Origin of the sequence: Caballeronia sp. LZ029 (genome assembly GCF_031451275.1) — a bacterium.
GTDB lineage: Bacteria > Pseudomonadota > Gammaproteobacteria > Burkholderiales > Burkholderiaceae > Caballeronia > Caballeronia jiangsuensis.
The window spans coordinates 1,705,719-1,732,479 of sequence record NZ_JARUXO010000001.1 but is presented as its reverse complement, the minus strand read 5'-3'; the positions used below and the strand labels follow the sequence as shown (position 1 = coordinate 1,732,479).

Here is a 26,761-nt window from a genome sequence, read left to right as displayed (position 1 = left end):
CTCGAGAGACCGGGCGCGCATGCCGCAGCCCGGTCCCGACGCTCGAACACACAGACACGCATTAGGACAATACAGAAATGGCTATCGTAGAAGTCAAGGTTCCCCAGCTTTCCGAGTCGGTCTCGGAAGCGACCATGCTGCAATGGAAGAAGAAGCCGGGTGAGGCTGTCGCCCAGGACGAAATCCTCATCGAAATCGAGACCGACAAGGTCGTGCTGGAAGTGCCCGCGCCGTCCGCGGGCGTTCTGGCGCAAGTGATCAAGCACGACGGCGATATCGTCACCGCCGATGAACTCATCGCGAAGATCGACACCGAAGCGAAAGCGGGCGAAGCGCCTGCCGCCGTCGCCGCTGCCGGCGACGCCGAAGTGAAGCCCGCGCCGGTCGCGGAAACGACCGCCGCCGCCGCTCCGGCTGCTGCGCAAGCGTCGGCGGGCGGTGCTGCTTCGCCTTCCGCGACAAAGATTCTGGCCGAGAAGGGCGTTTCGGCGGATCAGGTTTCGGGCTCGGGCCGCGACGGCCGTATCACGAAGGGCGACGCACTCGCCGCTTCGGCATCGGCTCCGGCGCCTGCCAAGGCTGCCGCACCCGCTCCGGCCGCCGCGCCCGCGCGCGCCGCCAAGCCTGCGCTGCCGCAAGTGTCGGCGCCGGCATCGGCCGATCAGTGGCTCAAGGACCGCCCGGAACAGCGCGTGCCGATGTCGCGTCTGCGTGCGCGTATCGCCGAGCGTCTGCTCGAATCGCAGCAAACCAACGCCATCCTGACGACGTTCAACGAAGTCAACATGGCGCCGGTCATGGATCTGCGCAACAAGTACAAGGATCGCTTCGAGAAGGAACACGGCGTGAAGCTCGGCTTCATGTCGTTCTTCGTGAAGGCCGCCGTGCATGCGCTGAAGAAGTTCCCGCTCGTGAACGCATCGATCGACGGTAACGACATCGTCTATCACGGCTATTTCGACATCGGTATCGCGGTCGGTTCGCCGCGCGGTCTGGTGGTGCCGATCCTGCGCAACGCAGATCAGATGAGCCTCGCCGACATCGAGAAGAAGATCGCCGAATTCGGCCAGAAGGCGAAGGACGGCAAGCTGTCGATCGAAGACATGACCGGCGGCACGTTCTCCATCTCGAATGGCGGCGTGTTCGGTTCCATGCTGTCGACGCCGATCATCAACCCGCCGCAGTCCGCGATTCTCGGCGTGCACGCGACGAAGGAACGCGCCGTGGTGGAAAACGGCCAGATCGTGATCCGCCCGATGAACTACCTCGCGCTGTCGTACGACCACCGCATCATCGACGGCCGCGAAGCCGTGCTGTCGCTGGTCGCGATGAAGGACGCGCTGGAAGATCCGGCCCGTCTGCTGCTGGACCTGTAAGAAAAAGCAATTCGCCTCGATGCGCGCGATAGGCTCGCGCGCATCGCACGAGGCTGCTCTGCATGAGCGGAGCCAGACCAAAGGAAAGTCATGTCCAAGGAATTTGATGTCGTCGTGATCGGCGCGGGCCCCGGCGGCTATATCGCGGCGATTCGCGCAGCGCAGCTCGGCAAGACGGTTGCGTGTATCGAGAAGTGGAAGAATCCGGCGGGCGCGTTGAAGCTCGGCGGCACGTGCCTGAACGTGGGCTGCATTCCGTCGAAGGCGCTGCTCGCGTCGTCGGAAGAATTCGAAAATGCGTCGAAGCATCTGGCCGATCACGGCATCAGCGTGTCGGACGTGAAGCTCGACGTGTCGAAGATGCTGGCGCGCAAGGACGGCATCGTCGAAAAGATGACGAAGGGCATCGAGTTCCTGTTCCGCAAGAACAAGATCACGTGGCTCAAGGGTCATGGCAAGTTCACCGGCAAGAATGCTGCCGGCGTGCAGATCGAAGTGTCGGGCGAAGGCGAGACGGAAGTCGTCACGGCGAAGAACGTGATCATCGCGACGGGCTCGAAGGCGCGTCATCTGCCGAACATTCCGGTCGACAACAAGATCGTCGCGGACAATGAAGGCGCGCTGTCGTTCGACGCCGTGCCGAAGAAGCTCGCCGTGATCGGCGCGGGCGTGATCGGTCTGGAACTCGGCTCGGTGTGGCGTCGTTTGGGCGCGGACGTGACCGTGCTCGAAGCGCTGCCGCAGTTCCTCGGCGCAGCGGACGAATCGCTCGCGAAGGAAGCCGCAAAGCAGTTCAAGAAGCAGGGTCTCGACATTCACCTCGGCGTGAAGATCGGCGAAGTGAAGACGTCGGACAATGGCGTTTCGATCGCTTACACGGACAACGCGGGCAACGCGCAGACGCTGGAAGCGGACCGCCTGATCGTGTCGATCGGCCGCGTGCCGAATACCGACAACCTCGGTCTGGAAGCCATCGGCCTGAAGGCGAACGAGCGCGGTTTCATCGACGTGGACGATCATTGCGCGACGAGCGTGCCGAACGTGTACGCGATCGGCGACGTGGTGCGCGGCCCGATGCTCGCGCACAAGGCGGAAGACGAAGGCGTGGCGGTGGCGGAGATCATCGATGGTCAGAAGCCGCATATCGACTACAACTGCGTGCCGTGGGTCATCTACACGGAACCGGAAATCGCGTGGGTCGGCAAGACGGAACAGCAGCTCAAGGCCGAAGGCCGCGAGATCAAGACCGGCCAGTTCCCGATGATGGCCAATGGCCGCGCATTGGGTATCGGCAAGGCTGAAGGCTTCGTCAAGATGATCGCGGACGCGAAGACCGACGAGATCCTCGGCGTGCACGTGATCGCAGCGGACGCATCGGATCTGATCGCGGAAGCCGTTGTCGCGATGGAGTTCAAGGCGGCGTCGGAAGATATCGGCCGCATTTGCCATCCGCACCCGTCGCTGTCGGAAGTGATGCGCGAAGCGGCGCTGGCCGTCGACAAGCGCGCGTTGAACATGTAATCGAGCTCGGCTTCGGGCAGTCAGGCATCGCACACGAAGGCGAGCGGATCAAACCGCTCGCCTTCGTCACTTCAAACGGCAGAAGATGAACGTCACCGAATACTACGAAAGCGAACTGCGCACGCGGGGTTATCAATCGGACGAGGCGCAGCTCGCGGCGGTCGCGCGCCTGCAGCAGTGCTACGAAGAGTGGGTCGCATACAAGTCACGCCGCTCCAACGCGCTCAAGAAGTTTCTCGTGCGTCCGGACCTGCCGCGCGGTGTCTACATGTGGGGTGGCGTCGGGCGCGGCAAGAGCTTTTTGATGGACAGCTTCTATGCCGTCGTGCCGGTGCAACGCAAGACGCGGCTGCATTTTCACGAGTTCATGCGTGAAGTGCATCGCGAGCTGGAAGAGCTGAAAGGGCAGGCCGATCCGCTCGACGAACTCGCGAAACGCATCGCCAAACGATACAGGCTGATCTGCTTCGACGAGTTCCACGTCTCGGATATCGCCGACGCGATGATTCTCTATCGCCTGCTCGACCGCCTCTTCAAGAACGGTGTGCAGTTCGTGATGACGTCCAATTACGAGCCGGACACGCTGTATCCGGAAGGGCTGCATCGCGATCGTCTTCTGCCCGCGATCGAACTCATCAAGCAGCATCTCGACGTGCTCAATGTCGATGCCGGCACCGACTACCGCAAGCGCACGCTGTCGCAGGTGAAGGCGTATCACACGCCGCTCGGCGCGGCGGCGAGCGAGGCCTTGCGCGCGGACTATGCGAAGCTCGCGGCCGTGCCCGACGAAAGCCCGATCCTGCACATCGAAAAGCGCGAGATCAAGGCGCTGCGTAAGGCCGACGGCGTCGTGTGGTTCGACTTCGCGACGCTCTGCGGCGGCCCGCGTTCGCAGAACGACTATCTCGAACTGTCGAACCGGTTCCATGCGGTGATTCTGTCGGACGTGCCGCAGATGACGCCGCGCATGGCGTCCGAAGCGCGCCGCTTCACGTGGCTCATCGATGTCTTCTACGACCACAAGGTGAAGCTGCTGATGTCGGCGGCCGTGCCCGCGGAAGAGCTGTACGTGGAAGGACCGATGGCAAACGAATTCGCGCGCACGGTTTCGCGCATCATCGAGATGCAGTCGAAGGAGTATCTGGAGGCGCCACGGCGCGTCGCGGATATTTCGCTGACCTAATACGAGTATCAAAAAACTGCGGTTAGCCAATCGGCATAAGGCTTTGGGGACTATTTCAAGATTCGGATCACTCCGATTTGCCGGCTTTCGGGTACTCGGTATCGTCGATGCCGGTTATCAGTCAGCAAATTGGAGAAACTACCGTGAAGCCCTACCGCGACATGTCCGACGAAGAATGGCAGATGGTCGCACCGCTGCTTCCCGAACTGCGCCCTCGTCTCGAACTTCGGGGCCGGCCGCTCGCCAACACCCGCGCCGTGCTCAACGGTGTGCTCTGGGTGATGTACAGCGGCGCGTCGTGGTCCACGTTGCCGCGCAAATATCCGTCGTATCAGACGTGTCATCGGCGGTTCAAGACGTGGCACGAGTCGGGCGTCCTGCTGCGCGTCATGTCGCAGCTATTCGGGCCGGCCGGAGAATCGCTCTATGCGTTGATGACATCGCGCATGCGCGTGCCGCCGGAGTTCAAGCCCGAGAGCGCTGGCTTGCCCGAAGGCGTGCAAGTGGTCGAGGTGCATCACCGTCACGCCGCATGACCTTGTCGAACGCACTCGCGAGATAAGCAAAGCCGGTCGAAGACATATATCTTCGACCGGCTTTGTCCTTTCTGGAATTTACTGCTGGCGCAGCCAGGTCTGCGAACGCCCCAGCAGCGACACGCCGATATACCCGCGCACGACGAGCTTCTGCCCGCCGTCCTCCATCTTCATCTTGCACTTGTAGAGCTTGCCGTTCTCGGGATCGAGAATCTGGCCGCCGTCCCATGCATCGCCGTTCTGCCGCATGCCGGTGATGATGGTCATGCCCTTGACCAGTTGATCCTTCCGCTCGTCGGTGCAGGCCGTGCAGCGACGCTCGGGGTGATCGAACTCGCCGATACCGCGCACGACTTTGCCTGACAACTGGCCGCTTCCATCGTCGACGATCTGAATGATCGCTTTCGGCTTGCCGGTCTGATCGTCGATGGTTTGCCAGGTGCCGACGGGTGTCGCCGCCTGCGCAAAAACGCTCGCGGCGAAGGTGGCGCAAAGCGCGCCGAGCATCACGCGCGCGCCGCGCGAGCCGATGGAACGGGTCATGTCGTCTCCTTGTTGTGATCGCCCGAGCATACGAGAAAGCGCCCGTTCCCGTCTGGGAGGAAACGTTCTAGCGGCGCGCGCTCAACACTCAGACGCCGCCTTTCAGACCCGCTTCGAGGGTGGCGAACGTGCGCTCGTCGGTGCGATCGAAATGCAGCGGCGTGACCGAGACCCGGCCGGACGCGACCACTGCCGTTTCGCTATCGGGCGAATTCGGGCGCGGGCCGCGCTGAAAGCGCAGCCAGTGATAGTCGATGCCGCGCGGATCGACGAGCGGCAGCACATCGATGCCTTCCACGAGCCCGACACCCTGCCGCGTCACGGTGAGCGGTCCGGCGGCGGATGCGTCGCAATCGGGGAAATTGACGTTCAGGCAGGTGGGCGCGTCGTGGGAGATCGCGAGCAACTGGCGGATCACGCCGGGCGCGAGCGCGCGCGCCGTGTCCCAGCGCACGTTCTCGCGATCGGTGAAGGTCTGGCTGAGTGCGATCGACGGCAGGCCGAGCAGCAGGCCCGTCATCGCGGCGCCGACGGTGCCGGAGAACATCGTCTCGACGCCGAGATTCGCGCCGCGGTTGATGCCGGAGAGCACGAGCGTGGGCGGCGCGTCCTTCATGATGTGGCGTGCGCCCATCACGACGCAGTCGCCGGGCGTGCCCTGCACGCCGTAGCGCCGCTCGCCCTGGCGCGACACGCGCAGCGGCGAATGCAGGCTGATGGAGTGCGACGTGCCGCTTTGATCGTGCTCGGGCGCGATGACCCAGACTTCGTGCGCGAGTTCGGCGGCGACGGCTTCCAGCGCGGCTAAGCCGGGCGCGTCGATGCCGTCGTCGTTGGTGATGAGCACACGCTGCACGATGGGTGAGAGGGCGGACATCGCGAATCGCTCCTTGGTCGATGGTGAAAAGTATCGACCGATTATTACAGAGTTCGCGTAGTCGGGCGTCCGCTGCCCGGTTCTTCCTGACGCCTTACTTGACGCCCAGGCCGCGCAGCACCGCGTTGCCGTCTTCGGTCAGACGCAGTTTCGGCGCGCCCATGTCCGGCGACACGATCTCGACATAGCCGTATTCCTGCAACGAGGCGACGTCGGGCGTAGCCGCCATCACGTCGATGGGTGCGTGAAACAGCAACAGCAACGTGGCGATTTCGTGATGGCTCAAAAGCTTTTTGATGGCTCGCACGGGTGCGGAAGCCGGACGGCGGAGGTTCATGAACGAATTCCTCAAGTTTGCATGACGATGTGCGGCGCTTCTGGCGCGGTGCCTCTGCGCGGACCTTGATGTCGATGGAGTGCGGGAAGGTTATCGGCCGACTCTTAGGCGAAACTTAAAATGCGCGGCGCGCGATGTGGCACGTCGTTACACCGGATGTCACGAGTTCAGCGTTCATTTCATCGGCGTGACGGTCAGAAGCGATAGTCAGGATTCTTCGGGTCGAACGTCAGATCGTCGAAGGGTTTGACCTCGATGCGCTCGAACACGACGCTTTCGAAAATATTGCCGTCGTTGTCGTAGGACTCCAGCGTGCGGAAAACCGGCCGCTCGAGGTCGAGCCCGAGCACTTCCTTCTTCGCGTAGAACTCGGGCTGTCCCGTGGGCGTTTCATAGGTGAGCGCGACGACGCGCAATCCGTCGATCATCTTCACCTCGATATCTGACGGCTTCGTGATGCCCGCTTCGGCGAACCTGCGCCCTTCCTCGATGAATCGCTGCGTGATCGCGACGATGCCGAGCTCGCGGATCGAATGATTCGATTGCGCGCGGGCGAAGGCGCCGTTCACCGACGTCCACATCGGCACGACGCCCAGCAAGCCGCCGAGATGACCGTAGAGCTGGTCGGGGCGTTTGGAATCGTCATAAATGACTTCCTGGCCCGCATGTGCGCCATCGGGCAGCCATTTTGCGTAGATCCGCAAGGGTTCGCGCGTGACGCGCACGAGCATGTGATCCGAGCGCTTCGGCCACTTGCCCTTGATGCGCTCGCGCCGGCGCATCGTGAACTCGCAGGATTGGAAGTCGTCCAGGCCGTCCTGCAAATAGCGCGGCAGCGTGCGCGCGTCGAGCGAGCGAAACAGGGCGACGAGTTGCGCGTCGTCGAGTTTCGCGAGTGCGCCGCTCTCGGCCGAGCGCGAGAGCCATTGCGCCTGCTGCTCGACGCTCAATTCACCGACGCGCGCGACGTCCTCGATTGCATCCGCGCGCGCGCCTGAAGACGCGAGCGCGAGCAAGAGACACAACAGGCCCGCGCACGCGAGCAGCAAGTCCGAAACTTGGCGGCATCGCGCACGCGGCATGAGCATCTCCGAAGGTCAGTCCTGCGATTTTCGTGGTTTCGATTCGGCGTCGCGCAATTCGCGTCTGAGCACCTTGCCGATCGTCGTGAGCGGCAACGCGTCGCGAAACTCGACGTAGGATGGCACCTTGTAGCCGGTCAGGTGTAAACGGGCGAACTTCAGCAGTTCTTCCACCGTGAGCGCGTCGTCGCGACGCACGACGAACGCCTTCACGCGCTCGCCGGTCACCGGATCGGGTACGCCCACGGCGGCCACCGCGCGCACTTTGGGATGCGCGGCGAGCACTTCCTCGATTTCGTTCGGATACACGTTGAAGCCCGACACGATCATCATGTCCTTCTTGCGGTCGATGAGCCGGATGATGCCGCGTGCGTCCATCACGCCGATGTCGCCGGTCGCGAGCCAGCCGTTTGAATCGATGGCTTTCGCCGTGTCCTCGGGACGGTTCCAGTAGCCTTTCATCACTTGCGGGCCCTGCACGCAGAGTTCGCCCGGTTCGTCGATGTTCGCCCATGCGCCATCGTCGCGGCGCATGCGCACGAGCGTGGAGGGCACCGGCACGCCGATGGTGCCGTCGAATTCGCTCGCGCCGTGGGCATCGAGCGGCGTCGCGGCGACGAGCGGCGAACATTCGGTGAGGCCGTAGCCTTCGACGAGCGTCTGGCCCGTCATCGCCCTGAAGCGCTCGGCGATCACGCGCTGGGTCGCCATGCCGCCCGCCATCGCGAGCTTGAGCGCCGAGAAGTCGCGCTGGCGGAATGCGTCGTTGTCCATGAGCGCGCTGTAGAGCGTGTTGAGCGCGGTGATCGCCGTGAAGTTTTCGTGACGCAGCGTGCGCATGAGCGCGTTGATGTCGCGCGGATTGACGATCAGCACGTTGCGCGCGCCGATTGCGAGAAAGGCGAGCGCATTCACCGTCAGCGAATAGATGTGATAGAGCGGCAACGGCGTGACGATGATCTCTTCGCCATCGACAAGCTGTCCGCCTGCCCATGCGAGCGCCTGCAGCAGATTGGCGATGACATTGCGATGCGTGAGCATCGCGCCCTTCGCGACGCCCGTCGTGCCGCCGGTGTACTGAATGAACGCGATGTCGCCATGACCGACTCTCACCGGCTCGAACTTCTGCCGCGCGCCGCGCGCGAGCGCCTGCGGCAGACGGACCGCATCGGGCAGCGCATAGGCGGGCACCTGCTTCTTCACGTGACGCAGGAACAGATCGATCGCGCGGCCTTTCACGTTGAGGCCGTTGCCGAGCAGATCGCCGAGCCCGGTCACGACGATATTCCTCACACGCGAGCCCGGCTGCGCGTCCTGCACGGTCTTCGCGAAGTTCTCGAACACGACGACCGTCTGCGCGCCGCTATCCTTGAGCTGATGGCTCAGCTCGCGCACCGTGTAGAGCGGATTCACATTGACGACGATCGCGCCCGCGATCAGCGTGCCGAAAAGCGCGACGGGATAGACCAGCGTGTTGGGCATCATCAGCGCCACGCGATCGCCGGGCTTCACGCCGATGCTCTGAAGATACGACGCGAACGCATGCGCCTTCTCGCCGAGCGTGGCGAATGTCAGTTCGGAGCCGAGACTCACGAACGCGACGCAATCCCGAAACCGCTCGACGCACTCGTCGAAGAAATGCGCGAGCGAGCGATAGCGCGAAGGATCGATGTCGTGCGCGACATACGGCGGATACGACGCGTACCAGATGCCGTCCGTCGCGTGCGGCGTAATAGCCCCGCGCGGCGCTGTCTGTCCCGGGCTCATGTGGTGTCTCCGTCGGCGCGCTTCGTTTTCGTCGACTGGCGCGCCTTATTTTTTGCTTCTTCCGCTTACCGCTCCAGTATCGCGACGACGCCCTGGCCGCCCGCCGCGCAGATCGAGATCAGTCCGCGCAACGGCTTGCCGTCGCCGCGTTCGGGCGCTTTCGCGAGCATCTTCGCCAGCGTGCCGACGATGCGCCCGCCCGTCGCCGCGAACGGATGACCGGTCGCAAGCGATCCGCCGTTCACGTTCAGCCGCGTCCGGTCGATCGAGCCGAGCGGGCCGTCAAGACCAAGCGCCGTGCGGCAATATTCATCGTCTTCCCACGCGGCGAGCGTGCAGAGAACTTGCGCGGCGAACGCCTCGTGAATTTCGTAGAAATCGAAGTCCTGCAACGCGAGCTTGGCGCGCGTCAGCATCGACGGCACCGCGTAGGCGGGCGCCATCAGGAGCCCTTCGCGCTTGTCGAAGAAATCGACGGCCGCGGTCGCGGAGAACGTGAGGAACGCCTGCACCGGCAGTCCGCGTTCGGCGGCCCATTGGTCGGAGGCGAGCAGCACGGCCGATGCGCCATCGGTGAGCGGCGTCGAGTTGCCTGCGGTGAGCGTGCCGGCGTCGCGATCGAAGACGGGTTTCAACTGCGATAGCTGATCGAGCGTGACATCGGGGCGCAGGTTGTTGTCGCGCGCGAGCCCTTTGTACGGCGTCATCAGATCGTTGAAGAAACCGCGCCCATAAGCAGCCGCGAGCTTGCGATGACTTTCCTCTGCGAGCGCGTCCTGCGACTCGCGCGAAATCTTCCAGCGCTTGGCCATCAGTTCGCAGTGCTCGCCCATCGAGAGGCCCGTGCGCGGTTCCGCGTTGCGCGGCAAAAGTGGCCGGAAGAACATGCCGGGCCGCAGTTTCGCGAGCGCGCCGACACGCTGACCCGCCGAGCGTGAGCGATTCGCTTCGAGCAGGATCTTGCGCATGCGCTCGTTCACCGCGATGGGCGCATCCGACGCAGTATCGACGCCGCCCGCGATGCCCGCGTCGATCTGCCCGAGCGCGATCTTGTTGGCGACCAGAATCGCGGTTTCGAGGCCGGTGCCGCACGCCTGCTGCACGTCGTAGGCGGGCGTTTCTTTCGCGAGCGTGGTCGAGAGCGCGGCTTCGCGCGTCAGGTTGAAGTCGCGCGAATGCTTGACGACCGCGCCGGCGGCCACTTCGCCGAGACGCATGCCATGCAGATCGAAGCGATCGACGAGACCTTGCAGCGTGAAGCTCAGCATGTCCTGATTCGACGCGCTCGCGTAGGCCGTGTTCGAGCGCGCGAATGGAATCCGGTTGCTGCCGATTATCGCGACCCTCCGCGCTTCGCTCATGGCAGCTCCCATTCGAAATGGCCGCGCAGATGCGGCCGGTCGCCCGCGAGATCGCGCACTTCGAAATCGCGTGCGACGGGCGAGGGCGCGGCGGTCCAGAGCGTGGCGTCGCCGGGCAGATAGAGCGGCGACTTGAAATCGCCGTGCGCGTGTCCGGACGCGAGCGGCTTGACCGGATGCAGCGCCGCGAGCGTGCGCGCGAGCGTCCACATGCCGTGCGCGATCGCGCGTGGAAAGCCGAACGCTTTCGCGCTCAGCATATGCAGATGGATCGGATTGAAGTCGCCCGATGCCTTCGCGTAATCGCGTCCGAGCTGCGGCGGGAGCTGCCAGCGCGCTTCGCGTGCGAGCAGCGGCACGCGCGCATCGGAAGCATCGGCGATTTCGATCGGCGGTGCCGCGCTTTCGCTGCGCACGCCGCGCTTCAGATAGACGCTGTCGCCTTCCCACACGGCTTCGCCGCGCCGGTAGATGCGCGTATATAGCGTGAACGCCTGGCCCTTCTGATGCGGCATGAGCGGCCCGCACTCCACTTCGATGCGCAAGCCCTGGCCCGCCGTGAGCGGACGGCGCAGCCGCACGCTGTTGGACAGATGCACGACGCCGAGCGCGGACCACGGGAACGATGGATCGGTGAGCATCATCAGATGCAAGGGAAACGCGAGCACGTGCGGGAAGGTGAGCGGCACGCCATGCTCGGGGATGAATCCGCAGACGCGCGCATAGCGGCCGACCTGCTCCGCGTCGAGCTTGACGTCGGGACGCACGAGTCTGAGCGCGGGCAACTCCGGCGCGCGCGCGCGTCTGAAGAGCGCGGGCAGCGCGCGTCCGTAGAGCTTCGCGGGCGGCGGCAAGGTATCGATGACGACGGTGCGGGCGCGCGGCATGGTCGGTGCGTGCATGCGGTCGCCCCTCACGCGCCGATCAGGCTCTGGCCGCACACGCGCACCACGTTGCCCGTGATGCCCGCGCTGCCCGGACTCGCGAGCCACGCGACGGTCTCGGCGACATCGACGGGCAAGCCGCCTTGTCCCATCGAATTGAGCCGTCGGCCGGCCTCGCGCACGCCGAAGGGCATGCGCGCGGTCATGTGCGTTTCGATGAAGCCCGGCGCGACCGCGTTGATCGTGATGCCGCGCGCGCGCAGCGACGGCGCCATCGCGTGCACGCGGCCGATCACGCCGGCCTTCGAGGTCGCGTAGTTGGTCTGGCCGCGATTGCCCGCGATGCCGCTGATCGACGACACAGCCACGATGCGTCCCTGCTCGCGCAGCACGTTTTGCGCGAGCAGGGCGTCGTCGATGCGCTCCTGCGCCAGCAGATTGATGTCGATCACGCTGTCCCACATCTCCGGGCTCATGCGGGCGATGGTCTTGTCGCGCGTGATGCCTGCGTTGTGCACGACGATATCGATGCCGCCCGACGCGGCGAGCGCGGCGGCGATATCGGCGGGTGCTTCGGGCGCGGCGATGTCCGCGACGAGCGCCGCATGCGCGCCGCCCGAGGGCGATGCGTCTTCGATCGACAGCATGGTCTGATCGAGCGCGTCGCGGGCGGCGTCGATATCGATCCCGGTGACGATCGCGCCGTGCTCCGCCAGCACCGCCGCGATCGACGCGCCGATGCCGCGCGCCGCGCCCGTCACGATCGCGCGCTTGCCCGCGAGCGGCTTCGTCCAGCTTTCGGGCGCGGTGGCGGGCGCGTCGATGGTCACGACCTGGCCCGAGACATAGGCCGAACGCGGCGAAAGGAAGAAGCGCAGCGCCGATTCGAAATCCGCGCCATCGGCCACGCGCAACAGATTCGACGTGATGCCGTTGCGCGCTTCCTTGCCGAGCGAGCGGGTCATGCCTTCGAGCGCGTGTTGGGCGGTGGCGGCTTTCACGCTTTCGCGCGTGGCGGGCGGGCGCCCGATGACGACGATGCGTCCGTTCCTGGCGAGCGAGCGCAGCGCGTCGTGGAAGAACGCGTACAGCGTATGCAACTGGCCGCTTTCGTCGATGCCGGTCGCATCGAAGATCAACGCTTCGACACGATCGCTCGCAGATGTGTCGCGGGCGCGCGGCTCGAAGCGGCCGCTCATCGCGCCGTGGCGCGCGGCGACCGGCAGCCAGCCGGACGCGCTTTCATGCGCGATGCTCGTCATGCCGATGGCGGACAGCACCGCCATCAGGTCATCGAAGAGCGCGGGTGACGGTCCCGCGCCGATGGCGGCCATGCCGCCGAATTCGGCATGATCCGCGCGATGGCGGCGCAATACTTCGGGACGCGGAAGGCCGAGCGAACGCGCGATGCTCGTGCCGAAGGGCGAATTGACGAAGTCGAGATAGCGGTCTTTCATCGATTGGCGATCGGTCGTCGGGGCGCGCGCGGCGTGGCCTCGGGCCTGCGTGGTTCAGGCGACCGTTTCCGGCCATTGCCGTTCGAGTGCCGCGCTGCGCTTTTGCAATGCTTCGAGGATACCGAAGTCTGCGGAAAAATCATCGACTTTCACCGCTTCGCGCGCATGAGCCGCCCATTCGGCCAAGAGCGCGTGCTCGCTTTCGTCGATCAAGCCGCGCTCGGCGGCCGTTTGCGCCCACGCGGTCACTTCTTGCGGGCTTTGCGGCAGCGCTTCGGCCTGGCCCGCCTTGACGGCATCGCGCAGACGGGCTTCCAGCGCCGCGACGGCCGGCGTGAGCGCGAGCAACTTTTCTCCGCGCGCGATGGGATCGGTTTCGAATGCCGAAACGTGCGAGCCCGCGACGAGGCGCTCGCGGGCCTCGCCGGGCGTTTGCATCAGCATCGCGATGTCGTTGCCGAGGGCATCGGCGCTCGGCGCGTGCGGCAGGCCGAACGGAAACGCGAGCGCGCGCAGCAACGCGGCGGCGGCGCGGTTCGGATAGTTCGCGAGCAAGCCTGCGAATGCGGCGCTCGCCTGATGGAGCGCGTCTTCGGCGCCCCAGCGCACGAGCGGCAGGTCGCTCTCGGGGCGGCCGTCGTCCTCGAAACGCTTGAGCGTCGCGGATAGCAGATACAACTGCGAAAGAATGTCGCCGAGCCGCGCCGACAGACGCTCGCGGCGCTTGAGCTCGCCGCCGAGCGCGAGCATCGACACATCGGCGAACAATGCGAACGCGCTCGACAGGCGTGTGGCGGCGCGGTAGTAAGGCAGAAGACGCGCATCGGCGCGCGCGGGCTTGCGCACGAGCGCTGCGCCGCCGAACGCGTACACGAGGCTGCGCATCGCGTTGGACGCGAGAAAGCTGGCGTGACCGAAGAATGCGTCGTCGAAATCGAGCAGCGCGCGGTGCGGATCGGCTTCGCGCGTCGCGGCCATTTCCTTGAGCACGTACGGATGACAACGGATCGCGCCCTGTCCGAAGATGATCAGGCAGCGCGTCAAAATGTTCGCGCCTTCGACGGTGATCGAGATCGGCATCTGTTGATACGCGCGCGCCAGAAAGTTCGACGGCCCCATGCAGATGCCCTTGCCGGCGACGACATCCATGCCGTCGTTGATCACCTTGCGCGCGCGTTCGGTGATGTGGTACTTCGCGATCGCCGAAATGACCGAGGGCTTCTCGCCGAGATCGACGGCCTGCGCGGACAGGCGGCGCGCGGCGTCCATCACGTACAGATTGCCGCCCATGCGCCCGAGCGCTTCCTGAATGCCTTCGAAGCGGCCGATCGACGTGCGGAACTGGCGGCGCGCGGCGGCATAGGCGCCGGTGCCGCGCACGGCGAGCTTCGCCATGCCGACGTTCGACGAGGGCAGCGAGATCGCGCGCCCGGCGGCGAGACATTCCATCAGCATGCGCCAGCCGTTACCAACTTGCGCGCGTCCGCCGATGACCCAGTCCATCGGGATGAACACATCTTCGCCCCAGTTCGGGCCGTTCTGGAACACGGCGTTGAGCGGCCAATGGCGTCGTCCGATGTTGACGCCGGGATGGTTCGTCGGAATGAGCGCGCAGGTGATGCCGGGCGTTGCGTCGTCGCCGAGCAGATGGTCGGGGTCGAGCGCGCGAAAGGCGAGGCCGAGCACGGTCGCGATCGGCCCGAGGGTGATGTAGCGCTTTTCCCATGTGACGCGAAAGCCGAGCGTCTCGCGGCCCTCGTGAAGCCCGCGGCACACGACGCCGACATCGGGAATGGCGGCGGCATCCGATCCGGCGTATGGACTGGTGAGCGCGAAGCACGGAATTTCGTCGCCGCGCGCGAGACGCGGCAGATAGTGATTCTTCTGTTCCTCGGTGCCGTAGTGCAGCAGCAGTTCGGCGGGGCCGAGCGAATTCGGCACCATCACCGATACGGCCGCTGCCGACGAATGCGTCGCGAGCTTCATGATGACCTGCGAGTGCGCATACGCGGAGAACGCCTTTCCGCCGTAGCGCTTCGGAATGATCATGCCGAGAAAGCCCTGTTCCTTGATGAAGGACCACGCTTGCGGCGAAAGGTCCTGCCAGATCGCCGTTGTGTCCCAGTCGTTCGACAGCTCGCACAGACGCGCGCATTCGTTGTTGATGAAGCTTTGTTCTTCCTGCGTCAGCTTCGGTGCGCCGTGTTCGAGGAGGCTGTCCCATCGCGGGCGTCCGGAAAAGAGTTCGGCGTCCCACCATACGGTGCCGGCTTCGATGGCGTCACGCTCGGTCGAGGACATCTCCGGGAGGATCTTGCGAAACATCGCGAACACGCGGCGGGTCACGATCGCGTGGCGCAGCGGCTTGATGGCGAAGATGAGCGCTGGCAGCACGAAGACGATTGCGAGCAGCGTGACGCCGATCGTGCCCGTCACGCCGACGAGTGGCCCGACGGCCACCCAGATCGCCAGCCCGACGAGCCAGGCGAGCGCGGGCGCCTGAAGGAAGGTAAGGGCGCCGGCGAGCACGAGGAAGGCGATGACGTAGAGCACGGGCATCACGGGTCTCCGGGTTTTTATGCGTAGAAGCACCTTTCATGCCACGGTGCCGTGTTTCGGGCGGACGCGTCGCTATTAGAGCTTTCATTCGAACGCCGTGCGTATTAGGACGTCTACACTTCAGTGCCCCAATATTCGGGCAGCCATTCTTTTCGGTCATATCAAGGAATGACCAAATTGATGATTACTTTGAATTGCTGAACAAACTAGATGGGCGGAATGAATCTTGACCCCCGCCGAAGCGGGGGGCAAAGGGCGCTGTGAGTGAATCTTTCCAGGACGCGCCACAGCAAGTCACAACGCGGGGGCTTCATTTGTGACCACCTGCCACGCGCATGGTGGCCATGGGAGCATATTTGGAAATGGAGAAGACGGATCGCTTAGTCAGACTAAATATTGGCGCAGCACCCGAAGACCACGGTATTTCGGATTGGGTTTTTATGCTGGGTGACTTGCTTTACATGTTGATCCGTTCCAATGGGGAGATCAGTTACGTGCATGTCCCGCTGGATATGGAGATACTCATGAGGTTACGGGAATCGCGCAGGGGCAGGGAACAGGGCATGTATCGGACCATCAGCGGCGAACCGACACGGCTGGCGATGTATCTGGCGCTGGTTTTCCTGGACCGTAACGTGCCCGCCTCGGCGATCAGGCGCGAACTGGGCGTGTCCGAAGCGGTGATGAACTGGTTGCTTGGTGTCTGGCAATGTGTCTCCGGAGTCGTCGATCGAAACAACCGGCTGGAACTGATTCGTTTGCTGGCGTCCGATGAACACGAATAAAGCGAGCCTCCCGAATCTTGCCAGATCGGTTTAATTCAGAACCTTCTGGTTGGGATTGAAACTGGCCACGCTGAAAATATCGACGGCTCGCGCGACGGCCTTGCCGATCGGGGCGCGAGCGATGTCGATCCCGGGTCCGCTCGCGCGGAGCCGGGACCAGTAGGAGATGTCGTGAGCGTGTTGGCGGACTCGCTCATGACGATCGCAAAGCTACAGAATGCTCCTGTAGGCAGCAACCACCTGCCCTGAAATAGCGGCAACAGGAGAATAAGTGTTCCTAAACAAAAGTGTTTACCCGGTAAAGCTAAATATAAACTCTCTGTTCAGAGAGGTCGCCGCAATCGATCGGAGCTATATCTACGACAACAGGCTTTATGTGTTCAGCAACGAAGCCGATGGCTACGCTTATCGATCGAGATCGCTGGACGGCGAGGCGCTCGATAACCTGCATAAGGACATTCGCGTGATCGAGGCATCGCCGAGCGGTAGATTCGGAGGACGAATCGATCCGAAACGGAAGTTTCAGGCGTTGGCGTTGCTGCAGAATGGCGCCTCCGTGGCGGCGGTTTCGCGTGGCGTGAACTTGTCGGAGGCTACGGCGTATCGATATCGCAGGGAGTTGCTCGGGGTCGTTGCGCTGCGTCCCCGGAATGCAAATTTCCTGCTGCGCATCCTTGCCTTTCCGGCAGCGCGCGTCCGTCAACGCAACGCCGCCGGATCGCGTTCGCTCTCGCGCGTCTGAATCCTGCGAGGGCGCGCTTATCCTGGCGCGCCTGCTTCCCGCGCTGAGCGCGTCATGTCGATACCTCTGCGTTCGTGGCTGAAGAAAATCAGCGCAGCGATCACGACGGCGACGACACCCGCGACGATCGCCATCGCCATGCCGTAATCGTTTCCATGCGATGCGGCGAGCGACGCCTGCATCGTCGCGTTCACAGCCGCGAGCAAGTTTCCGAGTTGATAGACGAGGCCCGGGAAAGTCGCGCGAATCTCATCGGGCGAGATTTCGTTCAGATGCACCGGAATCACGCCCCATGCGCCTTGCACCGAAATCTGCATGAGGAAAGCGCCGAGTGCGAGCATGACCGGCGTCGTCGAGAATGCCCACAGATACAGCACCGGCAACGCAATCAGCGCGGCGATGAAAATCGTCACTCGCCGGCCGATCTTCTCCGACAGCGCCCCGAAAAGCAGCCCGCCGATGATCGCGCCGATGTTCAGCGTGATGGTAATGAGCGAAACGGTATGCGGATCGAAATGATGCTGCTCGCGCAGGAAGGTCGGATAGAGATCCTGCGTGCCGTGCGAGAAAAAGTTGAACGCGGTCATCAGCACGATTGCGTAGACCGAGAGCGTCCAGTTCCGCTTGAGCGTGGCGAGGAGACTGGGGCGCGGGCGCTTTTCCATCGCGCGCCACGCCGGCGATTCCGGCACGTGCGCACGCACGTACATCACGAGCAGCGCGGGCGCGACGCCAATAAAGAACATCCCGCGCCAGCCGATGAGCGGATACACCACACCGAAGGCAATCGACGCGAGCAGATAGCCGCTCGGATAGCCCGCCTGCAAGAGCCCCGACACGATGCCGCGCGCTTTCGGCGGCACGGTTTCCATCGTCAGGGCAGAACCGACGCCCCATTCGCCGCCCATCGCAATGCCGAAAAGCGCGCGCAGGATGAGAAGCGTCATCAAGTTGGGCGATAGGCCGGAAAGCAGTTCAAGGAGCGAATAGCACGCGATATTGATCATCAGCGTGGGACGGCGGCCGAACTTGTCCGCGAGGCGGCCGAAGATCAGGGCGCCGAGCGGGCGCATCGCCAGCGTGAGCGTAATCGCGAACGCGACGTCCGGGATTTTCGTATTGAATTCGGCGGCGATATCCTTCAATACGAACACCATCAGAAAAAAATCGAATGCGTCGAGGGTCCAGCCTAGATAGGCGGCAACCGTCACGTTTCTCTGTTCGCGCGTCCAACTCATGGCCAGATTCTCCGGGTCGAATAATCGATTGGCGAGTGTTGCAATGCGACGGAGCAATTAACGAACCGGCTGCGGGCAAGTCGGGGCGGGCTTGCCGAGGTTCGTGCGAGCGAGTGCGTGCGGCTGGATAATCGAAGCCGGATGATCAATTCATTTACCGTTCGACGCGGAGATAATCGAATCGGAAACGAAAGAAGATCGAATAGAAAATGAAGGCGGAAAACAAAAAACCCCACGTAGATGCGTGGGGTTTTTGCGTGCGATGCGCTCGAACGAGCGTCTCGCGAAAGAGGGACCTTGGTGCCCAGGAGAGGACTCGAACCTCCACGGTGTTGCCACCGCTAGGACCTGAACCTAGTGCGTCTACCAATTCCGCCACCTGGGCCAAGGGGTACAGCAAGCCCGCTATTCTAGCGGGAACGGGCACCGTGTCAACCGCAAAGTCATATGACTTGTCGGAATCAGAAACACAGTCTCCGCACAAAAAGGAAAAGCCACCCGAAGGTGGCTTTTCCAAACATCTGGTGCCCAAGAGAGGACTCGAACCTCCACGGTGTTGCCACCGCTAGGACCTGAACCTAGTGCGTCTACCAATTCCGCCACCTGGGCAAGGGTGCGTGTACTGCAATTCGCTGCAATTCGTTTTTGCGTCAGCAGCAAAGAACGCCATTATAGCGACCCCATTGTGACTGTCAAGCATTTCGACGCAATGCGTGTAACGGCACGCCGGCCGCGCCGTATCGGCTCGCCAGCCCCGTGAGGCTTAAAAGACGGGTGTTAGAATGGCCCGCAACGATGACCGCATTATTGGTTGCAAAGCACCGCAAAAGTCCCATCCAACGAGAAAAAACACGACTACGCCCTTGAGCAAATATCCGTATCCGATTCCGAGCCGCGAAGAAATTCTCGGCGTGCTGCGCACGAGCGAGACACCGCATGCCGCGAACGACATTGCCGAGGCGCTGTCGATCAAGCGCCAGGAGCGCGAAGGATTTTTCAAGCGACTGGCGGCAATGGAACGCGACGGGCAAATCCGCCTCGACAAGCGCGGCCACTATCAACTTACGCATCCGTCGAATTTCGTGGCGGGCCGTGTGCAGGGACATCGCGACGGCTTCGGCTTCCTGATCCGCGACGACGGCCAGGACGATCTCTTTCTGCCCAACGGCGAAATGCAGAAGGTCATGCATAACGACCGCGTGCTGGCGCGCATCGTCGGGTATGACCGGCGGGGACGGCCGGAAGGGCATATCGTCGAAGTGACGGATCGCGCGAACAAGCGCATCATCGGTCGCCTCGTCAACGAGAACGGCGCGCTCATTCTCGTGCCGGAAGACAAGCGCATCGGCCACGACATCCTCATCACGCAGAATCCGAAGAAGGCGAAGGTCGGGCAGGTGGTGTCCGTCGATCTGACGGATTTCCCGAGCCGTCACTCGCAGCCGCTCGGGCGCGTGGCCGAAGTGATCGGCGATATCGACGATCCCGGCATGGAGATCGAGATCGCGGTGCGCAAATACGGCGTGCCGCACGAGTTCAGCGACGCCGCCCTGGCCTCGGCCGCCAAGCTGCCCGACGAAGTGCGCCCGGTGGATATCCGCCATCGCGTCGATCTGCGCGATGTGCCGCTCGTCACCATCGACGGGGAAGATGCGCGCGACTTCGACGACGCCGTCTATTGCGAGCCGGTCGCCGTCGGGCGTGGCCAGGGCTTTCGCCTGCTGGTCGCGATCGCGGACGTGTCGCACTATGTGCGCCCCGGCGAGCCGCTCGATGTCGATGCGCTCGATCGCAGCACATCCGTCTATTTCCCGCGCCGCGTGATTCCGATGCTGCCGGAAAAGCTGTCGAACGGTCTCTGCTCGCTGAATCCGAATGTCGATCGCTGCGTGCTCGTGTGCGACATGGTCATCACGGCGCGCGGCGAGATCAAGGCGTATCAGTTCTATCCGGGCGTGATGCATTCGTCGGCGCGGCTCACGTACACCGAAGTCGCGGCCGTGCTCACCAACACGAAGGGTCCGGAAGCGGCCAAGCGCGCCGATATCCTGCCGCAGTTGCAGGACCTCTACGGCGTCTACAAGTCGCTGCATGCCGCGCGTCAGAAGCGCGGCGCGATCGATTTCGATACGACGGAGACGTACATCGTCGTGAACTCGCAGGGCAAGATCGAGCAGATCGTGCCGCGTCACCGCAACGACGCGCATCGGCTGATCGAGGAATGCATGCTGGCCGCGAACGTCTGCGCGGCGGATTTCCTGAAGCGCAACAAGCATCCGGGTTTGTATCGCGTGCATGCGGGGCCGACGGAAGAGAAGCTCGAGAATCTGCGCACGTTCCTGCGCGGCGTCGGCCTGACGCTGACCGGCGGCGCGAAGCCGCACGCGAGCGACTACGCCGCGCTGATCGCGCAGATTCGCGACCGGCCCGATGCGCAAATGCTGCAATCGATGGTGCTTCGCTCGATGCAGCAAGCCGTGTACAGCCCGGACAACATCGGCCATTTCGGACTTGCGTATGAGGCGTACGCGCACTTCACGAGCCCGATTCGACGTTATCCCGACCTGCTCACGCATCGCGCGATCTACGCGATTTTGCAGGGCAAGAAGTATCTGCCGGACATCGGTCACGATGTGTCGCTGAGCACCGGTCTCACGAAGGCCGCGCGCGAAATGCAGAAAGCCGACGACACCGCGCGGGGCCGTGCGCGCAACAGCGTCGCGATCTGGGAAGAGCTGGGCCTGCATTGCTCGTCGAACGAACGCCGCGCCGATGAAGCCTCGCGCGACGTCGAGGCGTGGCTCAAGTGCTACTTCATGCGCGACAAGCTCGGCGAGGAATATGGCGGCATGGTGAACGGCGTGACGTCGTTCGGCATCTTCGTGCAGCTGGATTCGCTTTTCATCGAAGGTCTCGTGCACGTGACCGAACTCGGCTCGGATTACTTCCAGTACGACGAGATCAAGAACGAGCTGCGCGGCGAGCGCACGGGCATCCGCTACCGGATGTCGGATCGCGTGCGCGTGCAGGTGGGCCGCGTCGATCTCGATGCGCGCAAGATCGATTTCCGGCTCGTCCGCGATACGCCGGTGAAGCCGCCGTCGCCGCGTCCGTCGGCGGGTGCGGGCGACGTCGCGAGCGTCGGCAATGGCGCAGCGGGACCGCGCGTCCGCCCCTTCAGCGACGACGACGCGCCGAGCACGCGCGCTCGCGGCGGCACGAAGAAGGGCGCGCCGCTGTCGGCAAGTCCGCGCGGCGGCGCGGCGGCGAAAAAGCGCGGGGCGGCGTCGAAGTCGGCGCCGCAGGGGCGGCCGGCGCGCAAGAAGCGCTAGGGCGGCGCGCAACACTGCCGCCATCGAATACGCGCGGTCCGACGCTTCGTGCATCGGACCGCGTCGTGCTTTTCAAGATTTCACCGAAGGTTCGAATCAGTCATGTCACGTCTCAAGGTTCTATACGGATTTCACGCAGTGACCGCACGTTTGCGCGCGGATGCATCCTCGATCGAGGAGGTGCTGTACGACCCCACACGCAAGGATCGACGGATGCAGGACTTTCTGCGGACCGCGAAGGAAGCGGGCGTGCGGCTGATCGCTGCGGACGAATCGCGTCTATGGGGGCTCGCGGGCAATATTCAGCATCAGGGCATCGTCGCGCGCGCGAACGATCTGCCGCTTGCGCAGAACCTCGCCGAACTGCTCGATGGCATCTCGGGCACGCCGTTGCTGCTGGTGCTCGATGGTGTCACCGATCCGCATAATCTCGGCGCGTGTCTGCGCGTCGCGGATGCGGCGGGCGCCCATGCGGTGATCGCGCCGCGTGACCGCTCCGCCGGATTGAACGCGACGGCGGCGAAAGTGGCGAGCGGGGCGGCGGACAGCGTGCCGTACATCACCGTGACGAATCTGGCGCGGGCGCTGCGCGAGTTGAAGGACGCGGGCGTGTGGGTGATCGGAACGGCGGGTGAGGCGACGGCCTCGCTCTATGAGACGAAGCTCGATGGCCCGGTTGCGATCGTCGTCGGCGCGGAAGGCGAGGGCATGAGACGTCTTACGCGGGAAACCTGCGATGAGGTCATGAATATCCCGATGGCGGGGGCGGTCGAGAGTCTGAATGTGTCGGTGGCGAGCGGGGTTTGTTTGTTTGAGGCGGTGAGGCAGCGGGCGGTGAAGAAGTAAGGACCGATGTCGGCCTTCACATCGTCCATTGAAAGCATCGAACATCGACATCGTTCATGGCGTTGAATCGACTTAGTGATCCCTCTGCGGTACGTGCTGCGCTGGACGAATTCGATCGAATCGGTCGATCCGCATTTCTCGACAAATACGGTTTCAAGGAAGCGCGAGACTATTTCGTCGTCGTGGGCGAGCGACGCTACGATTCGAAGGCCGTCGCTGGCGCGGCGCATGGCTATCAATTTCCTTCCGCTGGACCATTGCGTGCGAAGGCCTTCAGTGGCGGCGCGCTCACGGTTGCGCGGAAACTGGAAAGCATGGGTTTTCAGGTGACGCGGCCCACGACGGTTCGGGGCGCCTTACCGCGAGAAAGCGATTTGCTCGCCCGAACCGAAACCGAGGCTGAAGCGCAAGTCGAAGCAAGCGGCGCTTTCGATCCTTCGAGCATAGAAGACGCCCGCAAGAAAACATTCGCCGCCATCGTCACGCGTCAGGGCCAGCCCGCGTTCCGCCGGGCCTTGCTCGATGCTTATGAACACCGCTGCGCCCTCACGAACTGCGCGGTCGAAGCAGTCCTCGAAGCCGCTCACATATGCGGCTACATGGGCGCGGAAACCAACGACGTCCGCAACGGACTCTTACTACGCGCCGACCTGCACACGCTTTACGATCGCATGCTGATCGCGATCGATCCGGCCAGTCACGAAGTATCGATCGCTCCGGAACTGCGCGAAAGCGAATACGCTTCGCTCGAAGGGCGTTTGCTCCGTCTGCCGAAACATCCCCAGCAACGTCCAAGTGCCGAAGCGCTGCAGATTCACTGGATGCACGTGCGTTCGATCCGGGAAGGGCAATCGTGACGGGTGTGAAGAGAGCGCTCGGCCTGGCCGCATCGATATCGATGTGCATCCTCACCGCCTGCACCACCACGATGCAAGACCGCGGCACCTACATCGCCGACACCCAGCACCACGCCAAAAACGCCGACTCCCGCATCCGTTTCCTCGTGATGCACTACACGGAGATCGACGAAGCGCGATCGATCACGGTCCTGACAGGCGATGAAGTCAGCGTCCACTACGTCGTCCCTGATGCGCCGCGTATCGAGAAAGGCGAGCCTGTCGTCTACCAACTGGTGCCCGAAGACAAACGCGCCTGGCATGCCGGCGTGAGCTCATGGCAAGGCGCAACGGAGCTGAACGCGTCCTCGATCGGCATCGAGAACGTGAATCTCGGGCCTATCGGCGAGAAAAACGGCGAGCGCGTATGGCAGCCGTATCCGCCCGCGCAAGTCGACGCGCTCGTCAAACTCTCGCGCGATATCGTCGCGCGCTACAACATCCCGCCGACGCGCGTCGTCGGCCACAGCGACATCGCGCCGCAACGCAAGATCGACCCCGGGCCGCTTTTCCCGTGGCGTGCACTCTACGATGCCGGCGTGGGCGCCTGGCCCGACGATGCGACTGTCGCCGCGCATCTCGCCGGACGCGATCCCAAAGCCCCGGCCGATGTGCGCGCGCTGCAGGAAAAGCTGAAGCGCTACGGTTACGACATCGCGACCGACGGCGTGCTGGACGACAAGACCCGCCGCGTCTTCAGCGCGTTCCAGATGCACTTCCGGCCGTCCGACTACGCGGGCAACGCGGACGCGCAAAGCGACGCCATCGCCCAGGCTTTGCTCGACAAGTACTTCGTCAACTAAAAGGGAGCTCGCGATGGGCGACTATTTTCTGCCGCTGCGCGCGTTGCATATGACCTGCGCGGGCCTTTCCATCGCCGGTTTCGTGCTGCGCTGGATCTGGATGCTGACGAATTCGCGGCTTCTGAGCGCGCGCGCGACGAAAGTCCTGCCGCACATCATCGATACGCTGCTGCTCGCGAGCGCCATCGCGCTGGTCGCGATCATCGGCTTCTCGGCGAACGCCGCGTGGCTCGGCGCGAAAATCGCGGGCCTCGTCGTCTATATCGTGCTCGGCACGTTCGCGCTGAAGCGCGGCCGCACGAAGGGCGCGCGCGCCGTTTATGGCGTTCTGGCGATCATCGTGTTCGCGTTCATCGCATCGGTCGCGCGCACGCACGATCCGCTCGGTTTCCTGCACGCGATTGCATGATCGGCGATGCGCTTCGCGCGCTCCGATAAAATCTCAGTTTTCTCCGATAAGCAGCACCGCTCCCATGACTCAAGACGAACTCAAGCAACTGGTCGGCCAGGCCGCCGCCGACTACGTGAACGCGAACGTGCCGGAAGGCGCGATCATCGGCGTCGGCACAGGATCGACGGCCAATTGTTTCATCGACGCCATCGCGAAGTCGAAGTCGCGTTATCGCGGCGCGGTGTCGAGCTCGCTCGCGACCACCACGCGGCTCGAATCGCACGGCTTCAAGGTGTTCGATCTGAACGACATCGAAACGCTCTCGATCTACGTCGACGGCGCCGATGAAATCGATGCGAGCGGCGCGATGATCAAGGGCGGCGGCGGCGCGCTCACGCGCGAGAAAATCGTCGCGTCGGTGGCGGACGTGTTCGTGTGCATCGCCGATGCGAGCAAGCGCGTGCCGGTGATGGGCACGTTCCCGCTGCCCGTCGAAGTCGTGCCGATGGCCCGCACCGCGATCGGCCGCAAGCTCGCGGCGCTGGGCGGCGTGCCGATCGTGCGCGTGGCGAAGGACGGCGCGCCTTTCATCACCGACAACGGCAACGAGATCATCGACGTGAAGGGGCTTTCGATCACCGATCCGCGCGCGCTCGAAGCGCAGATCAACGCGTGGCCGGGCGTCGTGACGGTCGGGCTGTTCGCCGCGCGCGGCGCGAACATCTGTCTGCTCGGCACCGAAACGGGCGTCGAGCGAATCGACTACAAGTAAAAACAAAGCCCGGCGATGCAGGCATCGCCGGGCTTTTTGCGGTCGCGTCGATCAATACGCGTTGCGTCCGATGAATCCCTTGAACATCGTCATCGCGACGATCTTGATGTCGAACCAGAACGACCAGTTGTGAATGTAGAACAGGTCGAACTTCACGCGGCTCTGCATCTTCTCCACCTTTTCCGTCGCGCCGCGATAGCCGTTCACCTGCGCCCAGCCCGTGATGCCAGGCTTGATGCGGTAACGGAACATGTAGCCGTAGACGAGATCCTTGTAGAGGTCGTCATGTTCCAGCGCGTGCGGGCGCGGACCCACGACCGACATATGCCCGAACAGCACGTTCAGGAACTGCGGCAGCTCGTCCAGACTCGTGCGCCGCAAAAACGCACCGACCTTCGTCACGCGCGGATCGTTGCGCGTCGCCTGCGTGACGCTGCCCGTGCTCTCCCGATGCACGCCCATCGAACGGAATTTGTAGATGCGGAACGGCCGCCCGTCCGCGCCCTTGCGATGCTGCGTGAAGAACACCGGACCCTTCGACGTCGCCTTCACGGCGATCGCGATCGCGATCAGCAGCGGTGAAAGCGCGAGGAGCGCGGTCGCCGCGAAGAGGCGGTCGAAGAGCAGCTTCGGCCACATCTGCAAGGTGCCGAGCGGAGACGTCGTCAGGTCGATGGTCGCGAGCCCGGCGACATCGGTCATCGAATGATTGAAGAGCGAGATGCTGCGCGTGTCCGGAATCAGCCGCAGATTCACGAAGTCATGCCGCAGCGCGTGCACGAAGCGGTAGATCGTGTGTTCCTGCGACAGCGGCAGCGCGAGCCACACTTCGTCGATTTCCTCGGCGCGCACTTTGTCCACCAGCTCGTCGAAGTCGGTCAGCACAGGCAAACGATTGCCTCCGGTGCCGATTGCTGTCGTCGGAGGGTTCACGCCGTCGGCGCCTGTTGCCTGCAGTTCCGTGTCGCCGGTCGTGTCGAGCACGCACACGGGCGTGAAGCCTTGCTCGGGCGTGCTGCCCAGATGCGCGAGCAAGGTTCGCGAGAAACCCTGCGCGCCGACGATCGCCACGGTGCGCTGGTTCAGGCCGCGTCCGCGCATCAGGCGCAAGCCCGAATACACGAGCAGTTTCGCCGCGATGATGAGCGCACCGGAGATGAGCGTGGAATAGCCGAACCACAGACGCGACACGGCGTCCATGCGATGCAGCGTGAATGCGAGCAGGAGGCCCGCCGCGACCACGGCCATCCACGCCAGCGTGACGCGCGCGAGCATCATGGCGAGCGGTTTGCCACGCCAGGTTTCGTACACGCCGAACGCAGGGAAGAGCAGAAGGGCGAGTGCGGAGTTGAACGCGATCAGCAGCCTTTCGATATCGCTGAAATCGAGCGATGAAAAGCGTACGTCATGCGCGATCAATCCGCCCGCGATGATGAGACAGACATCAAGACAACGTGCCAGCCATGAAAACAA

At 63.6% G+C, this 26,761-nt stretch carries 23 protein-coding genes and 2 tRNA genes; 12 read left to right on the top strand and 13 right to left on the bottom strand.

What is annotated here, in order from left to right:
- Positions 1–77: 77 nt before the first annotated feature.
- The 4 genes from odhB to QCE73_RS08155 all read left to right on the top strand — a co-directional run bounded on the left by odhB (position 78) and on the right by QCE73_RS08155 (position 4,616).
- Positions 78–1,376 carry a 2-oxoglutarate dehydrogenase complex dihydrolipoyllysine-residue succinyltransferase gene (odhB, locus tag QCE73_RS08170; protein ID WP_035501108.1) on the top strand — a complete coding sequence of 433 codons (1,299 nt, stop codon included), beginning with the start codon at positions 78–80 and terminating at the stop codon, positions 1,374–1,376.
- 90 nt (positions 1,377–1,466) lie between these two features.
- On the top strand, positions 1,467–2,897 hold the full coding sequence (gene lpdA, locus QCE73_RS08165; protein ID WP_238214299.1) for a dihydrolipoyl dehydrogenase: 1,431 nt from the start codon (positions 1,467–1,469) through the stop codon (positions 2,895–2,897).
- Positions 2,898–2,982: 85 nt separating this feature from the next.
- Positions 2,983–4,080: a cell division protein ZapE gene (zapE, locus tag QCE73_RS08160; RefSeq protein ID WP_035501106.1), complete on the top strand. Its 1,098-nt coding sequence runs from the start codon at positions 2,983–2,985 to the stop codon at positions 4,078–4,080.
- A gap of 143 nt (positions 4,081–4,223) precedes the next feature.
- On the top strand, positions 4,224–4,616 hold the full coding sequence (locus QCE73_RS08155; RefSeq protein ID WP_309880606.1) for a transposase: 393 nt from the start codon (positions 4,224–4,226) through the stop codon (positions 4,614–4,616).
- Positions 4,617–4,694: 78 nt separating this feature from the next.
- Here QCE73_RS08155 and QCE73_RS08150 read toward each other — a convergent pair whose 3' ends face one another.
- The 9 genes from QCE73_RS08150 to QCE73_RS08110 form a co-directional block, all read right to left on the bottom strand.
- Complete coding sequence (locus QCE73_RS08150) at positions 4,695–5,159, bottom strand: DUF2147 domain-containing protein (protein WP_250483717.1); 465 nt, start codon at positions 5,157–5,159, stop codon at positions 4,695–4,697.
- Positions 5,160–5,247: 88 nt separating this feature from the next.
- On the bottom strand, positions 5,248–6,036 hold the full coding sequence (gene surE / locus QCE73_RS08145; protein ID WP_035501100.1) for a 5'/3'-nucleotidase SurE: 789 nt from the start codon (positions 6,034–6,036) through the stop codon (positions 5,248–5,250).
- A 94-nt stretch (positions 6,037–6,130) separates the two neighbouring features.
- Entirely contained in the window at positions 6,131–6,373 is a 243-nt protein-coding gene (locus QCE73_RS08140) for a hypothetical protein (RefSeq protein WP_035501098.1), read from the bottom strand.
- 194 nt (positions 6,374–6,567) lie between these two features.
- Positions 6,568–7,455 carry a DUF1571 domain-containing protein gene (locus QCE73_RS08135; RefSeq protein WP_309880605.1) on the bottom strand — a complete coding sequence of 296 codons (888 nt, stop codon included), beginning with the start codon at positions 7,453–7,455 and terminating at the stop codon, positions 6,568–6,570.
- Between the two features lie 15 nt (positions 7,456–7,470).
- Positions 7,471–9,222: an AMP-binding protein gene (locus QCE73_RS08130; RefSeq protein ID WP_309880603.1), complete on the bottom strand. Its 1,752-nt coding sequence runs from the start codon at positions 9,220–9,222 to the stop codon at positions 7,471–7,473.
- A 65-nt stretch (positions 9,223–9,287) separates the two neighbouring features.
- Positions 9,288–10,583 carry an acetyl-CoA C-acetyltransferase gene (locus QCE73_RS08125; protein ID WP_309880601.1) on the bottom strand — a complete coding sequence of 432 codons (1,296 nt, stop codon included), beginning with the start codon at positions 10,581–10,583 and terminating at the stop codon, positions 9,288–9,290.
- On the bottom strand, positions 10,580–11,485 hold the full coding sequence (locus QCE73_RS08120) for a MaoC/PaaZ C-terminal domain-containing protein (protein WP_309880599.1): 906 nt from the start codon (positions 11,483–11,485) through the stop codon (positions 10,580–10,582). Before QCE73_RS08120 ends, QCE73_RS08125 begins: the two co-directional genes overlap by 4 nt.
- 11 nt (positions 11,486–11,496) lie before the next feature.
- Positions 11,497–12,924: a 3-oxoacyl-ACP reductase gene (locus tag QCE73_RS08115; protein ID WP_309880597.1), complete on the bottom strand. Its 1,428-nt coding sequence runs from the start codon at positions 12,922–12,924 to the stop codon at positions 11,497–11,499.
- A 54-nt stretch (positions 12,925–12,978) separates the two neighbouring features.
- Positions 12,979–15,483, bottom strand: coding sequence for an acyl-CoA dehydrogenase (locus QCE73_RS08110; protein WP_309880595.1), 2,505 nt, complete (start codon positions 15,481–15,483; stop codon positions 12,979–12,981).
- A gap of 362 nt (positions 15,484–15,845) precedes the next feature.
- On the opposite strand from QCE73_RS08110, the gene QCE73_RS08105 reads away from it, so the two are divergent.
- Complete coding sequence (locus tag QCE73_RS08105) at positions 15,846–16,268, top strand: hypothetical protein (protein ID WP_309880592.1); 423 nt, start codon at positions 15,846–15,848, stop codon at positions 16,266–16,268.
- 271 nt (positions 16,269–16,539) lie between these two features.
- Positions 16,540–17,010, top strand: coding sequence for a hypothetical protein (locus tag QCE73_RS08100; protein ID WP_309880591.1), 471 nt, complete (start codon positions 16,540–16,542; stop codon positions 17,008–17,010).
- A gap of 17 nt (positions 17,011–17,027) precedes the next feature.
- Here the strand turns inward: QCE73_RS08100 and QCE73_RS08095 are convergent, their stop codons facing one another.
- From QCE73_RS08095 to QCE73_RS08085, 3 genes are all read right to left on the bottom strand, one after another.
- Positions 17,028–18,248: an MFS transporter gene (locus QCE73_RS08095; protein ID WP_309880589.1), complete on the bottom strand. Its 1,221-nt coding sequence runs from the start codon at positions 18,246–18,248 to the stop codon at positions 17,028–17,030.
- Positions 18,249–18,546: 298 nt separating this feature from the next.
- Positions 18,547–18,633: transfer RNA gene (locus tag QCE73_RS08090), tRNA-Leu, on the bottom strand.
- A 137-nt stretch (positions 18,634–18,770) separates the two neighbouring features.
- A tRNA-Leu gene (locus QCE73_RS08085) sits at positions 18,771–18,857 on the bottom strand.
- 254 nt (positions 18,858–19,111) lie between these two features.
- On the opposite strand from QCE73_RS08085, the gene rnr reads away from it, so the two are divergent.
- The 6 genes from rnr (at position 19,112) to rpiA (ending at position 25,288) form a co-directional block, all read left to right on the top strand.
- Complete coding sequence (gene rnr, locus QCE73_RS08080; RefSeq protein ID WP_309880588.1) at positions 19,112–21,580, top strand: ribonuclease R; 2,469 nt, start codon at positions 19,112–19,114, stop codon at positions 21,578–21,580.
- A 102-nt stretch (positions 21,581–21,682) separates the two neighbouring features.
- A complete protein-coding gene (gene rlmB / locus QCE73_RS08075) occupies positions 21,683–22,426 on the top strand; it encodes a 23S rRNA (guanosine(2251)-2'-O)-methyltransferase RlmB (protein ID WP_309880586.1) in 744 nt (247 codons plus the stop codon).
- A 374-nt stretch (positions 22,427–22,800) separates the two neighbouring features.
- A complete protein-coding gene (locus tag QCE73_RS08070) occupies positions 22,801–23,283 on the top strand; it encodes an HNH endonuclease signature motif containing protein (protein WP_309880584.1) in 483 nt (160 codons plus the stop codon).
- A gap of 41 nt (positions 23,284–23,324) precedes the next feature.
- Complete coding sequence (locus tag QCE73_RS08065; protein ID WP_309881946.1) at positions 23,325–24,125, top strand: N-acetylmuramoyl-L-alanine amidase; 801 nt, start codon at positions 23,325–23,327, stop codon at positions 24,123–24,125.
- Between the two features lie 13 nt (positions 24,126–24,138).
- Positions 24,139–24,534, top strand: coding sequence for a SirB2 family protein (locus QCE73_RS08060; RefSeq protein ID WP_309880581.1), 396 nt, complete (start codon positions 24,139–24,141; stop codon positions 24,532–24,534).
- 64 nt (positions 24,535–24,598) lie between these two features.
- Complete coding sequence (gene rpiA, locus QCE73_RS08055) at positions 24,599–25,288, top strand: ribose-5-phosphate isomerase RpiA (protein ID WP_309880579.1); 690 nt, start codon at positions 24,599–24,601, stop codon at positions 25,286–25,288.
- 51 nt (positions 25,289–25,339) lie between these two features.
- Here the strand turns inward: rpiA and QCE73_RS08050 are convergent, their stop codons facing one another.
- Positions 25,340–26,761, bottom strand: coding sequence for an undecaprenyl-phosphate glucose phosphotransferase (locus QCE73_RS08050; protein WP_309881944.1), 1,422 nt, complete (start codon positions 26,759–26,761; stop codon positions 25,340–25,342).

Bases quoted from the DNA above. Each gene is read 5' to 3' on its own strand.
- QCE73_RS08105 (WP_309880592.1), top strand. From the start codon at position 15,846: ATGGAGAAGACGGATCGCTTAGTCAGACTAAATATTGGCGCAGCACCC.
- QCE73_RS08095 (WP_309880589.1), bottom strand. From the start codon at position 18,248: ATGAGTTGGACGCGCGAACAGAGAAACGTGACGGTTGCCGCCTATCTA.
- odhB (WP_035501108.1), top strand. From the start codon at position 78: ATGGCTATCGTAGAAGTCAAGGTTCCCCAGCTTTCCGAGTCGGTCTCG.
- QCE73_RS08060 (WP_309880581.1), top strand. From the start codon at position 24,139: ATGGGCGACTATTTTCTGCCGCTGCGCGCGTTGCATATGACCTGCGCG.
- QCE73_RS08135 (WP_309880605.1), bottom strand. From the start codon at position 7,455: ATGCCGCGTGCGCGATGCCGCCAAGTTTCGGACTTGCTGCTCGCGTGC.
- rlmB (WP_309880586.1), top strand. From the start codon at position 21,683: ATGTCACGTCTCAAGGTTCTATACGGATTTCACGCAGTGACCGCACGT.
- surE (WP_035501100.1), bottom strand. From the start codon at position 6,036: ATGTCCGCCCTCTCACCCATCGTGCAGCGTGTGCTCATCACCAACGAC.
- QCE73_RS08140 (WP_035501098.1), bottom strand. From the start codon at position 6,373: ATGAACCTCCGCCGTCCGGCTTCCGCACCCGTGCGAGCCATCAAAAAG.
- lpdA (WP_238214299.1), top strand. From the start codon at position 1,467: ATGTCCAAGGAATTTGATGTCGTCGTGATCGGCGCGGGCCCCGGCGGC.
- QCE73_RS08110 (WP_309880595.1), bottom strand. From the start codon at position 15,483: ATGCCCGTGCTCTACGTCATCGCCTTCCTCGTGCTCGCCGGCGCCCTT.
- QCE73_RS08120 (WP_309880599.1), bottom strand. From the start codon at position 11,485: ATGCACGCACCGACCATGCCGCGCGCCCGCACCGTCGTCATCGATACC.
- rpiA (WP_309880579.1), top strand. From the start codon at position 24,599: ATGACTCAAGACGAACTCAAGCAACTGGTCGGCCAGGCCGCCGCCGAC.
- zapE (WP_035501106.1), top strand. From the start codon at position 2,983: ATGAACGTCACCGAATACTACGAAAGCGAACTGCGCACGCGGGGTTAT.
- QCE73_RS08130 (WP_309880603.1), bottom strand. From the start codon at position 9,222: ATGAGCCCGGGACAGACAGCGCCGCGCGGGGCTATTACGCCGCACGCG.
- QCE73_RS08115 (WP_309880597.1), bottom strand. From the start codon at position 12,924: ATGAAAGACCGCTATCTCGACTTCGTCAATTCGCCCTTCGGCACGAGC.
- QCE73_RS08125 (WP_309880601.1), bottom strand. From the start codon at position 10,583: ATGAGCGAAGCGCGGAGGGTCGCGATAATCGGCAGCAACCGGATTCCA.
- QCE73_RS08150 (WP_250483717.1), bottom strand. From the start codon at position 5,159: ATGACCCGTTCCATCGGCTCGCGCGGCGCGCGCGTGATGCTCGGCGCG.
- QCE73_RS08065 (WP_309881946.1), top strand. From the start codon at position 23,325: ATGTGCATCCTCACCGCCTGCACCACCACGATGCAAGACCGCGGCACC.